Source organism: Erwinia sp. S38 (assembly GCF_016624545.1).
In the GTDB taxonomy this organism is placed as follows: Bacteria; Pseudomonadota; Gammaproteobacteria; order Enterobacterales; family Enterobacteriaceae; genus Erwinia; species Erwinia coffeiphila.
The window spans coordinates 13251-26983 of the sequence record NZ_JACVTS010000029.1 but is presented as its reverse complement, the minus strand read 5'-3'; the positions used below and the strand labels follow the sequence as shown (position 1 = coordinate 26983).

Annotated in this window: 15 protein-coding genes; 11 read left to right on the top strand and 4 right to left on the bottom strand. The window is 57.3% G+C overall.

Annotation, left to right across the window (positions count from 1 at the left end; translation table 11 throughout):
• The first annotated feature begins 8 nt into the window (after positions 1-8).
• From moaB to IBT46_RS24100, 6 genes are all read left to right on the top strand, one after another.
• Positions 9-524, top strand: a complete 516-nt coding sequence (moaB, locus tag IBT46_RS24125) for a molybdenum cofactor biosynthesis protein B (protein WP_200547719.1) — start codon at positions 9-11, stop codon at positions 522-524.
• Between the two features lies 1 nt (position 525).
• The gene (moaC, locus tag IBT46_RS24120) at positions 526-1011 is read left to right on the top strand and encodes a cyclic pyranopterin monophosphate synthase MoaC (RefSeq protein WP_200547718.1); all 486 of its coding nucleotides are present in this window, start codon (positions 526-528) and stop codon (positions 1009-1011) included.
• Positions 1004-1249 carry a molybdopterin synthase sulfur carrier subunit gene (gene moaD / locus IBT46_RS24115; protein ID WP_105591131.1) on the top strand — a complete coding sequence of 82 codons (246 nt, stop codon included), beginning with the start codon at positions 1004-1006 and terminating at the stop codon, positions 1247-1249. Before moaC ends, moaD begins: the two co-directional genes overlap by 8 nt.
• A 1-nt stretch (position 1250) precedes the next feature.
• Positions 1251-1718 (top strand): molybdopterin synthase catalytic subunit MoaE, encoded by a 468-nt coding sequence (moaE, locus tag IBT46_RS24110; RefSeq protein ID WP_105591132.1) that lies wholly within the window; start codon positions 1251-1253, stop codon positions 1716-1718.
• Positions 1719-1796: 78 nt separating this feature from the next.
• Positions 1797-2888: a DUF1615 domain-containing protein gene (locus IBT46_RS24105; protein WP_200547717.1), complete on the top strand. Its 1092-nt coding sequence runs from the start codon at positions 1797-1799 to the stop codon at positions 2886-2888.
• A 122-nt stretch (positions 2889-3010) separates the two neighbouring features.
• Positions 3011-3721, top strand: coding sequence for a Bax inhibitor-1/YccA family protein (locus IBT46_RS24100; protein ID WP_200547716.1), 711 nt, complete (start codon positions 3011-3013; stop codon positions 3719-3721).
• A gap of 43 nt (positions 3722-3764) precedes the next feature.
• On the opposite strand, the gene IBT46_RS24095 is transcribed toward IBT46_RS24100, so the two are convergent.
• Genes IBT46_RS24095 through IBT46_RS24085 form a run of 3 tightly spaced genes read right to left on the bottom strand, consistent with a single transcriptional unit; the run spans position 3765 to position 6720 of the window.
• Complete coding sequence (locus IBT46_RS24095; protein WP_200547715.1) at positions 3765-4718, bottom strand: lysylphosphatidylglycerol synthase domain-containing protein; 954 nt, start codon at positions 4716-4718, stop codon at positions 3765-3767.
• Complete coding sequence (gene clsB, locus IBT46_RS24090; RefSeq protein ID WP_200547714.1) at positions 4718-5962, bottom strand: cardiolipin synthase ClsB; 1245 nt, start codon at positions 5960-5962, stop codon at positions 4718-4720. Before clsB ends, IBT46_RS24095 begins: the two co-directional genes overlap by 1 nt.
• Positions 5959-6720, bottom strand: a complete 762-nt coding sequence (locus tag IBT46_RS24085; RefSeq protein ID WP_200547713.1) for an endonuclease/exonuclease/phosphatase family protein — start codon at positions 6718-6720, stop codon at positions 5959-5961. The genes clsB and IBT46_RS24085 overlap by 4 nt, the downstream gene beginning before the upstream one ends.
• 182 nt (positions 6721-6902) lie before the next feature.
• Between IBT46_RS24085 and IBT46_RS24080 the strand changes: the two genes are divergently transcribed.
• From IBT46_RS24080 to IBT46_RS24065, 4 genes are all read left to right on the top strand, one after another.
• Entirely contained in the window at positions 6903-7292 is a 390-nt protein-coding gene (locus IBT46_RS24080; protein ID WP_105591138.1) for a YbhQ family protein, read from the top strand.
• A 257-nt stretch (positions 7293-7549) separates the two neighbouring features.
• Positions 7550-9025 carry an ATP-dependent RNA helicase RhlE gene (gene rhlE, locus IBT46_RS24075; RefSeq protein ID WP_200547712.1) on the top strand — a complete coding sequence of 492 codons (1476 nt, stop codon included), beginning with the start codon at positions 7550-7552 and terminating at the stop codon, positions 9023-9025.
• Between the two features lie 51 nt (positions 9026-9076).
• On the top strand, positions 9077-10018 hold the full coding sequence (gene dusC / locus IBT46_RS24070) for a tRNA dihydrouridine(16) synthase DusC (protein WP_200547711.1): 942 nt from the start codon (positions 9077-9079) through the stop codon (positions 10016-10018).
• A gap of 295 nt (positions 10019-10313) precedes the next feature.
• A complete protein-coding gene (locus IBT46_RS24065) occupies positions 10314-11516 on the top strand; it encodes an MFS transporter (RefSeq protein WP_200547710.1) in 1203 nt (400 codons plus the stop codon).
• On the opposite strand, the gene ppk2 is transcribed toward IBT46_RS24065, so the two are convergent.
• Positions 11510-12427 (bottom strand): polyphosphate kinase 2, encoded by a 918-nt coding sequence (gene ppk2, locus IBT46_RS24060; RefSeq protein WP_200547709.1) that lies wholly within the window; start codon positions 12425-12427, stop codon positions 11510-11512. The two genes, IBT46_RS24065 and ppk2, sit on opposite strands and share 7 nt — an antisense overlap.
• A 198-nt stretch (positions 12428-12625) precedes the next feature.
• On the opposite strand from ppk2, the gene IBT46_RS24055 reads away from it, so the two are divergent.
• Positions 12626-13657, top strand: coding sequence for a transporter (locus IBT46_RS24055; protein ID WP_200547708.1), 1032 nt, complete (start codon positions 12626-12628; stop codon positions 13655-13657).
• Positions 13658-13733: the final 76 nt, after the last annotated feature.

The following is a 13733-nucleotide window of genomic DNA, read 5'->3' as shown; positions in this document are numbered from 1 at the left end:
ATTTGATTATGGGTAAAGGTACAGCGGAGTTCATCGCACTCAACGTGGCGATTCTTACCGTGTCGGACAAGCATACGCTGGCCAGCGACACGTCCGGTGACTGGCTGAAAGAGGCGGTCAACGAGGCCGGGCACCAGGTGCTCGATCGCGCCATCGTGCCGGATAACCGTTACCGCATTCGTGCTGTCGTATCCAGCTGGATCGCCAGCGCGGATATGCAGGTGGTGCTGATCAACGGCGGCACCGGTTTCAACAGTAAAAACAGCACCCCGGAAGCCTTACTGCCGCTGTTTGACCGCGAAATTGAAGGCTTCGGCGAGCTGTTTCGCATGGTTTCGTTAGAGGATATTGGCACCTCAACGCTGCAATCACGAGCGGTGGGTGGCATCGCCAACCAAACGCTGATCCTTGCCGTGCCGGGATCAACGTCCGCCTGCCAGCTGGCCTGGGAGCGCATCATTCAGGATCAGCTGGATGCCAGAACGCGCCCGTGCAATTTCGTTTCACACGTAAAGAAGCTTTAATATGTCTCAGTTAACCCACATTAATGCCGCCGGTGAGGCGCATATGGTGGATGTCTCCACCAAACAGGAAACCGTGCGCGAAGCCCGCGCCGAAGCTTTTGTGGTGATGCACCCGGAAACGCTGCAAATGATCATTGACGGCAGCCATCATAAAGGTGACGTGTTTGCCACCGCGCGCATCGCCGGTATCCAGGCAGCAAAGCGCACCTGGGAGCTGATCCCGCTGTGCCATCCACTGATGCTGAGCAAGGTGGAGGTAAAACTGGAAGCCCAGCCCGAGCAGCATCGTGTGCGCATCGAAACGCTCTGCCGCCTGACCGGCAAAACCGGCGTGGAAATGGAAGCGCTGACCGCTGCCTCGGTAGCCGCGCTGACCATCTACGATATGTGCAAAGCGGTGCAGAAGGATATCAGCATCGAACAGTGCCGCCTGCTGAGTAAAAGCGGCGGTAAATCCGGTGATTTCCAGGCGGTGCCTCATGCTTAATATTCTTTTCTTCGCTCAGGTGCGGGAACTGGTTGGCACCGATCGTATTGAGCTGCCTGCCGAGTATGCCGACGTGGAATCGCTGCGCGCGGCGCTGGCCGAACGCAGCGATCGCTGGGCGCTGGCGCTGGAGTCCGGCAAGCTGCTGGCGGCGGTCAATCAGACCCTGGTTTCGCATCAGCATCCACTTCGCGCCGGGGATGAAGTCGCCTTCTTCCCGCCGGTTACCGGGGGCTGAGATGGAAACACGTATTCGGGTCAGTGCCGATCCCTTCGATATGGCCGCAGAATATGCCTGGCTTTCCGCCTGCGACAGCGACGGGGCGGTGGTGACCTTTACCGGCAAAGTCCGTAATCACAACCTCGGCGATAACGTTAGCGCGCTGACCCTGGAGCACTATCCGGGGATGACCGAAAAAGCGCTGGCCGATATTGTAGCCGAGGCCCGCCAGCGCTGGCCGATGCAGCGGGTGACGGTGATCCACCGCATCGGAGAGCTGTTTCCCGGTGACGAAATTGTGCTGGTGGGCGTCAGCGGTGCGCATCGCGGAGCCGCCTTTGACGGTGCGGAGTTCATTATGGACTACCTGAAAACTCGCGCGCCGTTCTGGAAACGGGAAGCCACCGCCGAAGGCGATCGCTGGGTTGAATCCCGCGACAGCGACAAGCAGGCCGCCGGGCGCTGGCAGCAGCAAAAGGCGGAGTAAAACCGCTTTATCTGATGGATCTATGGTGAATCAGCCGCTAGTCTGAGCGCATAAATCGGGTTAATCGTAAGGATATCCATGCTTTATCGCGCTCTGAGTCGCCTCTCTTTGCTGGCCCTGCTGATCCTCGCAGGCTGTAGCAGCCCGACCTCTAAAAAAGCCGACGCGCCGCGTCCCGCCGATGTGAAAACGCAAATCACCCGCCTGCTGCCTGCGGGCGTTAGCGATCGCCAGGGCTGGGCCGGGGATATCTTCGTGGCGCTTAACGGTCTGAATATCCCGCCGACCGCCAGCAATATTTGCTCGGTGATCGCCATTGCCGGGCAGGAGTCTAATTTTAACGCCGATGCGCCCGTCGCGGGGCTGCCGAAAATTGCCTGGGCTGAAATTGACCGCCGTGCGGGCCAGCTGCATATCCCATCATTCCTGGTGCGTACTGCGCTGATGATCGATTCCCCGAATGGTAAAAGCTACGCCGACCGGCTCGATCGTGTGAAGAGTGAAAAAGAGCTGAGCGCAATATTTGATGACTTTATCAATATGGTGCCGATGGGACAGAAGCTGTTCGGCAATCTGAACCCCATCCATACCGGCGGGCCGATGCAGGTCAGTATCGCGTTTGCTGAAGCGCATGCCCGCGGCTATCCCTATACGCCGGACGGATCTATCCGCCGCGAGGTATTCACGCGGCGCGGAGGCGTGTGGTTTGGCACCCAGCACCTGTTGGGCTATCCGGCCGACTATCCGGCTCCGCTGTACCGCTTTGCCGACTATAACGCAGGCTGGTATGCCAGCCGCAACGCCGCTTTCCAGGCGGCCGTATCGCGGCTGAGCGGTATCAAACTGGCGCTGGACGGTGACCTGATTAACTACGGCTCCGACAGCGCAGGATCAACGGAAAAAGCGCTGCGCACGCTGGGCAAACGGCTGGACTACAGCGACCGGGCTATTCGCCGTGCGCTGGAAAAAGGAGATGATGCGGAATTTGGCAACAGCGATCTGTGGCAGGCAGTCTTCGCGCTGGCGGATAAAGACGCTGGCAAGAGGCTGCCGCGTGCCGTGCTGCCGGGTATCAAGCTGGAAAGCCCGAAAATAACCCGTAATCTGACCACCGCCTGGTTCGCCCAGCGGGTGAACAGTCGCTATCAGAGCTGCCTGGCGCGCGAGTAACAGTTTCAACCCTGGCTCAACGGGGTGAGTTTGTTTCACGACGAACTGGCACAGACGGGAATCTATGTGCCAGACTGAGAACAGATTAACGGGTTTATTCACTTATCTTTGAGAGGAGCATCATGGACAGATATCCACGTTCCAGTGATTCAATCGTTCAACGTGCCAGTACGGGCCTGTCCACTTACATGGCGCAGGTATACGGCTGGATGACCTGCGGCCTGCTGCTGACGGCGTTTGTTTCCTGGTATGCGGCGAACACCCCGGAGGTCATGCAGCTGGTCTTTGCCAATCGCATTACTTTCTTCGGACTGATTATCGTGCAGCTTGGATTGGTGGTACTGCTGTCGATGATGGTGCAGAAGCTCAGTGGGGCAGTTGCTACCGGCATCTTTATGCTTTACTCGGCGCTGACCGGTCTGACCATGGCCAGTATCTTCCTCGTTTACACCTACTCATCGATTGCCAGCACTTTTGTGGTGACCGCGGGGATGTTCGGTGCGATGAGTCTGTGGGGCTACACCACCAAACGTGACCTTAGCGGTATGGGCAGCATGCTGTTTATGGCGCTGATTGGGATTCTTCTCGCGTCGCTGGTGAACCTGTGGCTGAAGAGCACTGCACTGATGTGGGCAGTGACCTATATCGGCGTGGTGGTGTTTGTCGGTCTGACCGCCTATGACACCCAGAAGCTGAAAAATATCGGTGAAAGTATCAACGTGGACGACAAAGAGAATCTGCGTCGTTACTCAATCATGGGCGCGCTGACCCTGTATCTCGACTTTATTAACCTGTTCCTGATGCTGCTGCGGATCTTCGGCAACCGCCGCTGACTTAGCCTTATCACGGTCCGGGCTTATCCCCGGACCGTTTGTGTCACGCCGCCAGGTTCTTTTCTTTCAACGATTTAGCCCGACTCTCCAGCCACAGATATAGCACCAGCGCCAGCAGCAGCGGGGCGATAAAATAGAGCAGGCGATAGGCCAGCAGCGCGGCAATAATTGCACCGTGGCCGACAGGCTCTCCGCGCAGCAGCGCCAGAAACACCGCTTCCAGTACGCCGATCCCGGCAGGAATATGAATAATCACTCCGGCAATACTGCTAATCAGCAGCACGCCCAGCACCTGAGGAAAATCCACCTTCTGCATCAGCAGCAGCCAGATAATTGCCCCCATCACCAGCCAGTTCGCGCTGGAAACCGTAAACTGCACCAGCGCCATGCGCAGCGACGGCAGCGCCAGCTTATGGCCTTTAATGCTCCAGCGGCGGCGGCGGGAAAAGGCACACAGCAAAAGATAGACAAACACAAACAGCAGCAGCCCGATGCCAATAGTGCGTAAGGTTGCCGACCCGACAAACCATCCTGCGGGAATTTTCACCATGCCCGCGCTGAATACAATGCCGGACACCAGCACATAGCCCAGCCAGTTGGTGGCGATACTCAGGGTAAAAATGCGGGTAATGGTACTGCTGCTTAAGCCCAGCCTTGAGTAGAGGCGATAGCGCATCGCCACGCCGCCAACCCAGGTGCTGAGCGTCAGATTAAAGGCGTAACAGATAAACGACACCAGCATCACCTGGCGTTTTTCCAGCTTGTGGCCGCAGCTGGCGCGGCCGATCAGATCGTACACGCCGTAAGTCAGATAGCTGACGATCACCAGCGCCACCGAAGCCAGAACCGCCGTGCGGTTGTAGTTCACGATGGTGTCCAGCACCTCACTCCAGTCAACTTTGCGAGCGTAAATAACCAGCAGAACGATAACGGCGATAAAAAACAGCCAGGTCATCGCCTTTTTCACCGGTTTCCATAAGCGATGGGATGTCGACATCAGAATTTAGCTCCTTCATTTTCCGTCCCCATGCGGTCCTGAGTTTCCATTTCCGGCTGTACCGGTGCAGGGACTTCGGCCAGTTTAGGGGTATGGGCAGGCAGCCAGCCGGCAATTGCGGGAAAATGGCGCAGGAAGTGGAACACCACCACGTTTTTACACAGCTGCCACCCGCTTTGCGGCGGTAGCTCGCGCTCTTCCACCCGGCGGCAGTCCTCACGCAGCAGGCGCTCGAGGTTATCCCGCACCTGCTGGTTAAAGTCACGGTCGTGGATCATCAGATTGGCTTCCAGATTCAGCGACAGGCTGAGCGGGTCAAGATTACTGGAGCCGACGGTGGCCCACTGCCGGTCTTTTACCGCAATTTTGGCGTGCAGCGGGCGGCGGCAATATTCATAAACCTCCACGCCGCCTTTCACCAGAAAGCTGTAGAGCAGCTCTGCACCGACTTTAACGATGGGCATATCCGGTTCACCCTGAACAATCAGCCGCACGCGAACGCCGCGCCTTGCCGCATTGCGCATCTCGCGCAGCAGGCGGTAGCCCGGAAAGAAATAGGCGTTGGCGATAATCACATCTTCTTTGGCCGTGCGCAGCATCTCGAGATAATGCTGCTCGATGTCATCGCGGTGATCGCCGTTATCACGCCAGACCAGCAGCGCCTGTGCGTCACCGGGTGTGGCATTCTGCGCCGGACGATGGCGTCGGGCGCCCCACCAGCGGTGGCCCGAACGCTTGCTGCCGATTTCCTGCTGCACGTAGGCGCCAATATCGGCGACGATTGGCCCTTTCACCTCGACGGCATAGTCCTGCTTGGCCTGGGGGCCAAAGCTGGCGTTGTGCTCCGCCGAATAGTTAATGCCGCCTACGAAGGCAATATCGCCATCGGCGACCACGATTTTCCGGTGCAGGCGGCGGAACAGGTTGGTCCGCATCCCCAGCATCAGCGGGCGCGGATCGTAATACACGAAGCGTATCCCCTCTGCGGTCAGGCTGTTAACGAAAGCGTCAGGCAGATCGGGTGAGCCATAGCCATCCACCATCATTTCGATATGTACACCACGCTTTGCCGCCGCCAGCAGTTCGGCGTGTAGCGCCTGGCCTACTTCGTCGTCGAACAAAATAAACGTTTCCAGCAGCAGGTTGTGCTGTGCGCGTTGGATCGCACCGAAAACGCGAGGGAAAAATTCTTCGCCGTTCTCTAACAGCCTGATGGAGTTACCTTCTCGCCAGCCTGGTTTCATAAATGGATTTCCACCGCCAGCGGCGCATGATCGGAAAGATGTGACCACGGTCGCAGCGGAATAGTTTGCGGATGGCTGATACCGACATTGCGCACATAAATTCGGTCCAGCCGTAACAGCGGAAAGCGAGCAGGAAAGGTTCGCGCCGGTCGCCCGTGCTGCCGGCTGAACACCTCTTCCAGGCCCGCCTGGCGTTTCAACATATCGTTGGCCCGCTGCCGCCAGTCGTTAAAATCCCCGGCGATCACCACCGGAGCATCGGGCGGCAGGGCGTTAACCAGCTGACAAATCATCAGCAGCTGATTGCGGCGATCGGCTTCGCGCAGGCCCAGATGAACGCACATCACGTGCAGCGTTCCCGCTCTACCGGGCAGGGCAATCTGGCAGTGCAGGATGCCGCGCTTTTCCGTTCCCGCAATGGAAATATCGCGATTCTCAAATTGGGTAATGGGCAGGCGAGAGAGCACGGCATTCCCGTGATCCCCATCTGGATAGACGGCGTTGCGGCCGTAGGCGAAATCCTGCCAGATCGAATCCGCCAGAAATTCGTAATGTGGTACGCCGGGCCAGTTTTCCACCTTTAGCGCATGCAGACGGTGGCTGCCCATCACTTCCTGCAGGAGAACGATATCGGCCCCGGTAGCACGTACTGCATCTCGTAATTCTGGCAGGATAAAACGTCGGTTAAAGGGGGTAAAACCCATATGTGTATTAATGGTCAGGATTTTAAATGAAAATCCTTGCGCATTTTGTGACATAATTAGCGCGCTCTCCCTTTCAACTTGTGAAGAGTAAAGTGTAGTCCTTGTCACAAAAGAGTGCTTAATTGCGCTTTTTTTTGCGGATTTGTCCGAAAGTTGAGTTAGTCTGGAGAACTGCGTTACTGGCCTGTGTCAGTAACATGCTTGGGTGGCCAGTCATGGACCACCGGGAGAAACAAATGAAATGGTCTAATCGTATTCAGATTGTCACTGGGCAAAACTGTTTACACATCGCGCTACATCTGCTGCTGATTGCCGCACTGGTGTGGGGATGGAAGCACCATGCGCTGCTGCAGGTCAGCCTGCTGCTGCTGGCGATGTATGCCAGCGTGTTTGCCGCCATGCTGTTAACGCAGCGCGTACCGGGTTTACGGCGCATTGGCGATTTCCTTGAAGATGTTACAACCACTTACTATTTCGGTGCAGCGATGTTGGTGCTGCTGGTACTGTCGCGGGTGATTCACAATAACCTGCTGCTCGGTGCCGTAGGGGTTGTCATGCTGGCCGGTCCGGCGGTCGTTTCGCTACTGGCGAAAGAGCCGGCGCGTTCGCGCCACCGCCAGCGTTAATCCCAGACGGGCCACTTCGGTGGCCCGTTATTTTATCCGCTGAATATCCCCGTAAGCCTCCCATGATACCCGCATCTTTTTTAGGATTTCAGTACCAAGAATAACTCCCTGTAGAGCGTGGGGATCTGTTATAATCTGCCGCTTACGCACCGTGGTTTGTGCTCTCATTCAAGCGTCAGGACAATCCTGGCGTCATATTCTCCCCCTGGAAACTACACCGCTTTGCGGTCAGGGCGGACCCGGAGTCAGTCAACTTTATGTCATTTGATTCTCTCGGCCTCAATGCCGATATTCTTCGCGCTGTCGCTGAACAGGGCTATAACGAGCCAACGCCGATTCAGCGTCAGGCAATCCCGGTAGTGCTTTCCGGTCGCGACCTGATGGCCAGCGCCCAAACCGGTACCGGTAAAACTGCCGGTTTTACCCTGCCGTTGCTGCAACTGCTGAGCAGCAGTAACCCGCACGCTAAGGGCCGTCGCCCGGTTCGTGCGTTGATTTTAACGCCAACCCGCGAGCTGGCAGCGCAGGTCGGTGAAAACGTTGCTGAGTACAGTAAATATCTGAACATTCGTTCGCTGGTGGTATTTGGCGGCGTGAGTATTAACCCGCAGATGATGAAGCTGCGCGGCGGTGTTGACGTACTGGTCGCCACGCCGGGCCGTCTGTTGGATCTGGAACATCAGAACGCGCTTGACCTGTCCAAGGTTGAGATTCTGGTGCTGGATGAAGCCGACCGCATGCTGGATATGGGCTTTATTCACGATATCCGTCGTGTGCTGGCCAAGCTGCCGGCAAAACGTCAGAACCTGCTGTTCTCCGCCACCTTCTCTGATGAGATCAAATCTCTGGCGGAAAAACTGCTGCACAACCCGGAGCAGGTGGAAGTGGCTCGCCGCAACACCGCATCTGAGCAGGTTACTCAGCACGTTCATTTCGTTGATAAAAAGCGCAAGCGGGAACTGCTGTCGCAGCTGATTGGTAGCGGCAACTGGCAGCAGGTGCTGGTCTTCACCCGTACCAAGCACGGCGCTAACCACCTGGCCGAGCAGCTGAACAAAGACGGTATTACTGCCGCTGCGATCCACGGCAATAAAAGCCAGGGTGCGCGTACCCGTGCGCTGAGCGATTTTAAAGACGGTAAAATTCGCGTGCTGGTGGCAACCGACATCGCTGCACGCGGCATCGACATCGAACAGCTGCCGCACGTGGTGAACTACGAGCTGCCAAACGTGCCGGAAGACTATGTACACCGTATTGGTCGTACCGGTCGTGCAGCGGCGGTGGGTGAAGCGCTGTCGCTGGTCTGCGTGGACGAACATAAGCTGCTGCGTGACATTGAGCGCGTGCTCAAGCGTGAAATCCCGCGAATGGCTATCGATGGCTACGAGCCGGACCCAACGATCAAGGCTGAGCCGATCGTTAACGGTCGTCAGCAGCGCGGTGGCGCAGGCGGCGGCGGTCGCGGTCGCGGCGGTGCGCCGGGCCAGCGTAGTGGTGGCGGCGGACGCAGCGCCGGTGGCAACCGCAGCGGTAGCAGCAACAGTAGCGGTAACAACGGTGGCGAGCAGCGTCGCCAGGGCAACGGTGGTGAACAGCGTCGTCAGGGTAACGGCGGCGGTGCGGCGAACGGTTCCGGAGCAGCACGCGGTGCGCGCCCGGAAGGTGGCAACGGTGCGGCACCACGCGTAAACCGTACCCGTCAGCGTCGTGCTAATCCTGGCAACAACGGCTAATTCATTCGGGGGAACCGTCCGGTTCCCCCTTTTACAACCCACAGGTTTATCATGCGCGTGCTACTGGCCCCGATGGAAGGCGTTCTCGATTCGCTGGTGCGTGAACTGCTGACCGACGTCAACGATTACGACCTCTGTATTACCGAATTTTTGCGGGTAGTGGATGCACTGCTGCCGGTAAAATGTTTTTCACGTCTCTGCCCTGAACTGGATCACGCCAGCCGGACGCCCTCCGGTACGCTGGTGCGTATTCAGCTGCTGGGCCAGTACCCGGAATGGCTGGCGGAAAATGCCGCCCGGGCGGTGGAGCTGGGTTCCTGGGGCGTGGATCTGAACTGCGGCTGTCCGTCGAAGACGGTCAACGGTAGCGGCGGCGGTGCCACGCTGTTAAAAGATCCCGAGCTGATTTACCAGGGCGCGAAGGCGATGCGTGCCGCTGTGCCTGCACATTTGCCGGTGACGGTAAAAATTCGCCTCGGCTGGGATTCCGGAGACCGCCAGTTTGAAATTGCCGATGCGGTGCAGCAGGCCGGTGCTACCGAGCTTGCCGTACACGGCCGTACTAAAGAAGACGGGTACAAAGCCGAGCGCATTAACTGGGCGGCGATTGGTGAAATTCGCAAACGCTTAACGATTCCGGTGATCGCCAACGGCGAAATCTGGGACTGGCAGAGCGCGCAGGACTGCCTGGCGTCGACAGGATGTGATGCGGTAATGATCGGACGCGGCGCACTGAACGTTCCCAACCTCAGCCGGGTGATCAAGTACAACGAGCCGCGTATGCCGTGGAACGACGTCGTGATGCTGCTGAAGAAATACGTATTGTTGGAAAAACAGGGCGATACCGGCCTGTACCACGTCGCGCGCATCAAGCAGTGGCTGGGCTATCTGCGTAAGGAATACGAAGAAGCCAGCGGGCTGTTTGCTGAAATTCGTGCGCTGGGCACCTCAAAGGATATCGCGCAGGCGATTGGCAATATTCCCCTGAAGTAAACGGCCATCAGCACTATCGCCGCCTTTTGTAACCGGGGAACTCGCCTTTTGCCAACAGAATGGCTCCGGCGAGCGGCCGATGCCAGTAATCATCACCACTTTGCCCTGAAATTGCAGGGTAAATTGGTGGGTGGATTAACGTATTCTGTCGGAGCCTCCACGGAAAGTGCGTTTAACATTCGCTGCTGGCAACAAAAATCCTCTTTTTGACATAACTTATCGTGATTCTTCGCGGGATCTGTTAGCAAGCTAAGGGTATGATATAGCGACTATTACAACCTGTTTTGGCTCTGCTATGTCTGCAATTCCGGCATTAACCAATGCCCAGCTTAATAAACGCATTATCTCCGTCGTGGTTTTTACTTTTTTCTGTTACCTCTCTATCGGCCTGCCGCTGGCGGTGCTGCCGGGCTATGTGCATAACCAGCTGGGATACAGCTCGTTTGTTGCCGGGCTCATCATCAGCCTGCAATATTTCGCTACGCTGATTAGCCGTCCGCAGGCCGGTCGCTATGCCGATCTGCTCGGACCGAAAAAAGTGGTACTGGCCGGGCTGGTGCTGTGTGGTGCCAGCGGTGCGCTGAGTATTCTGGCGGTGATATTTAATAGCTCTCCACTGGTCAGCCTGCTGCTGCTGGCTGCGGGAAGGGTGGTGCTGGGCTTCGGTGAAAGCCTGACGGCTACCGGATCGATCCTGTGGGGGATTAATGTGGTCGGCACGGTGCAGAGTGCACGCGTGATCTCCTGGAACGGCGTGGCGACCTATCTGGCCATGGCAATGGGCGCACCGCTCGGCGTGATGCTGAATTCGCTGTTTGGTATTCCTGGCTTTGCCGGGTTGATCGTGGTGATGGCGATTCTTGGCTTCTGGATGGCAACGCGCCGGCCGGCGGTCAAAGTGCAGGTGGGCGAGCGCACGTCGTTCAGCCAGGTGTTTGGCAAAATCTGGATCTACGGCCTGTGCCTGGGGCTGGGCACGGTGGGCTTCGGTACGATTGCCACCTTTATCACCCTCTATTTCAGCCATCACGGCTGGAGCGGTGCGGCCTTCTCGCTGACGCTGTTCAGCTGCGGGTTTATTCTGATGCGCCTGCTGTTCAACAACAGCATCAGCCGCTTTGGTGCGATGCGCGTATCGCTGGTGTCGTTCACGATCGAGTGTATTGGCCTGTTGATTATCTGGCAGGCGAGCAGCGTATGGATGGTGGATCTGGGGGCGTTTCTCACCGGTTCCGGCTTCTCACTGATTTTCCCGGCGCTGGGCGTGGAAGCGATTCGGCGCGTTAAGCCGCAGAATCAGGGATCGGCACTGGGGCTTTATTCTGCCTTTCTCGACTGCGGTCTGGGGATCACCGGGCCGCTGGCTGGCTTACTGATTGGGCACTGGGGAATTGATGCTATCTATCTGGCTGCGGCGGGCGTAGTGCTGATTGCGCTGGCGCTAATCGTGAGAATGCTGATGCGGGGGGACGGTCGAGCCCCCCGGCCGGATCAGTAAATTTCCGGTACGATCATCTCTTCCGGCACCGGGTTGCGGCGATACTCATCGTGACGCTCCCGGTGCGGCAGGGTGATAGTTTTCTGCTCCGTGTCCTCATACGGGATCTGGCGCAGCAGATGGCTGATGCAGTTCAGGCGCGCTTTCTTTTTGTCCACGCCCTGTACGATCCACCACGGAGCTTCATCAATATTAGTGCGCTCCAGCATCTCTTCTTTCGCCTCGGTGTACTCTTCCCAGCGGCGGCGGCTTTCCAGGTCCATCGGGCTGAGCTTCCACTGTTTTAACGGATCGTGGATGCGGCTGAGGAAGCGCAGTTCCTGCTCTTCATCGGTAATGGAGAACCAGTATTTAACGATCTGAATTCCACTGCGCGTCAGCATCTTTTCAAACTCCGGCACGCTGCGGAAAAACTCTTCCACTTCCTGTTCGTTGCAGAAACCCATCACCCGCTCAACGCCCGCACGGTTGTACCAGCTGCGGTCAAACAGCACCATTTCCCCTGCGGCCGGAAGATGCGCGATGTAGCGCTGGAAATACCACTGGGTGCGTTCCCGATCGTTAGGCGCGGGCAGGGCGGCAACGCGGCAGGTGCGCGGGTTAAGGCGCTGGGTAATGCGTTTAATCACCCCGCCTTTGCCGGCGGCATCGCGGCCTTCAAAAATAATCACCAGGCGGTGGCCGGTGCGGGTGACCCACTCCTGCAGCTTGACCAGTTCACCCTGCAGGCGCAGCAGTTCGCGGAAATAGTGCTTACGCCAGGCTTTTTCACCCGATTCAGGCTCGCGGCCGTCGCCAAAACGCAGATCGTCAAGTTCCATCTCCAGCTCTTCGTCGTAGCTGTCGTAGAACTCCTGCAGCAGGCGCTGGTTAATATTCTCAATGGAGAAATCATTACCTTGCATCGCCATTCTCGCTTACCCCCGGTAAGGTTAAAAAGTAGTCATTGTGCTGTTAAACAGAATTACTCTCCGGTAATACGCAGTTTTTATGACAAAGAAATGACGAAGCGGGCGAATAAATGCGCACCCGGCGACAACGGTAACAAAACTGTCATCTGCATAGGTCAGGATAGGGTTATTGCGGCCCTGTTTTAGCCTGGTAAAACTATGACTCAACGCCTGCCGCTGGTGCGGCAAAAACCCGACTTTAGTGATGATGTTTCCGGCCTGATTTATGGCTATCAGTTTTTCAACGGCCGCGAGCCGCAAAGTCTGACCGTACAGCAGTCGTGTGAAGCATGGAACAGCCAGAGCAGCGCGGAAGATAGCTTTCTGTGGCTTCACGTTAATCTGAATCACGCTGCCGCCGCGCGCTGGCTGCAAACGCATTTTGCCGTAGATGAAGAGTTCTTCGACGAGATCCAGCACGGTTCACACAGTACCCGCATTGAGCGGCAGAACGATGCGCTGATGGCGGTGCTGAACGACGTGATTTTTGATGCGCGTGAAAGCGGTGAGGAAACCGCCACGCTGTGGATCTGGTGCCGGGCGGGGCTGGTGGTCAGCGCCCGCTTTAAGCCGGTCAGGCTGGTGGAGCGGTTACAGCAGAAGCTGATTGCCATGGACCTGCGATCGCCAACCGAGCTGCTGGCCCAGCTGCTGGCGGAACAGGAGGATGTACTCGGTTTGATCGTGCGCCAGTCGAATCAGTATGTCGATCAGATTGAAGAAAGACTACTAGGGCAGCATATTAAAAGCAATCGCGCAGAACTGGGCAGGCTGCGGCGCACCCTGCTGCGTTTTCAGCGCCTGCTGGCCCCGGAGCCGGCAGCGCTTTTTCGGCTGATAAACCGGCCTCCCGGCTGGCTGAACCCCAGCGTGGTGCAGGATCTGCGGCAGTTTACCGAAGAGTTTACGGTGGTACTGAACGACCTTAATGGTTTGACCGAACGTATCCGTCTGCTGCAGGAAGAAGTGGCTGCACAGCAGTTGGAGCAGAGCAACCGCACGCTGTTTACCCTGACGCTGATTACCGTGCTGGCGCTGCCCATTAATCTGGTCGCCGGTTTTTTCGGCATGAATGTGGGAGGGATACCGCTTTCAGGTAACCCACATGGTTTCGTGCTGTTAGTGATGCTGGTGATGGTGTTTAGCTGTGCGGCGGCCTGGCTGGTGCTTCGGCGGCGGGAGCCGAGATAAAAAAAAGGGAAAGGGTGGCATCCTTTCCCGGTGGAAATGCTGGCCGAGACACAAACGCCAGCGGTGAGAACAACAC

Excerpts from the sequence above, each read along its gene's own strand:
- IBT46_RS24080 (WP_105591138.1), top strand. The coding sequence starts at position 6,903 with ATGAAATGGTCTAATCGTATTCAGATTGTCACTGGGCAAAACTGTTTA.
- moaD (WP_105591131.1), top strand. The coding sequence starts at position 1,004 with ATGCTTAATATTCTTTTCTTCGCTCAGGTGCGGGAACTGGTTGGCACC.
- IBT46_RS24105 (WP_200547717.1), top strand. The coding sequence starts at position 1,797 with ATGCTTTATCGCGCTCTGAGTCGCCTCTCTTTGCTGGCCCTGCTGATC.
- moaC (WP_200547718.1), top strand. The coding sequence starts at position 526 with ATGTCTCAGTTAACCCACATTAATGCCGCCGGTGAGGCGCATATGGTG.
- IBT46_RS24055 (WP_200547708.1), top strand. The coding sequence starts at position 12,626 with ATGACTCAACGCCTGCCGCTGGTGCGGCAAAAACCCGACTTTAGTGAT.
- clsB (WP_200547714.1), bottom strand. The coding sequence starts at position 5,962 with ATGAAACCAGGCTGGCGAGAAGGTAACTCCATCAGGCTGTTAGAGAAC.
- IBT46_RS24100 (WP_200547716.1), top strand. The coding sequence starts at position 3,011 with ATGGACAGATATCCACGTTCCAGTGATTCAATCGTTCAACGTGCCAGT.
- ppk2 (WP_200547709.1), bottom strand. The coding sequence starts at position 12,427 with ATGGCGATGCAAGGTAATGATTTCTCCATTGAGAATATTAACCAGCGC.
- IBT46_RS24095 (WP_200547715.1), bottom strand. The coding sequence starts at position 4,718 with ATGTCGACATCCCATCGCTTATGGAAACCGGTGAAAAAGGCGATGACC.
- rhlE (WP_200547712.1), top strand. The coding sequence starts at position 7,550 with ATGTCATTTGATTCTCTCGGCCTCAATGCCGATATTCTTCGCGCTGTC.
- IBT46_RS24085 (WP_200547713.1), bottom strand. The coding sequence starts at position 6,720 with ATGTCACAAAATGCGCAAGGATTTTCATTTAAAATCCTGACCATTAAT.
- IBT46_RS24065 (WP_200547710.1), top strand. The coding sequence starts at position 10,314 with ATGTCTGCAATTCCGGCATTAACCAATGCCCAGCTTAATAAACGCATT.
- moaB (WP_200547719.1), top strand. The coding sequence starts at position 9 with ATGGGTAAAGGTACAGCGGAGTTCATCGCACTCAACGTGGCGATTCTT.
- dusC (WP_200547711.1), top strand. The coding sequence starts at position 9,077 with ATGCGCGTGCTACTGGCCCCGATGGAAGGCGTTCTCGATTCGCTGGTG.
- moaE (WP_105591132.1), top strand. The coding sequence starts at position 1,251 with ATGGAAACACGTATTCGGGTCAGTGCCGATCCCTTCGATATGGCCGCA.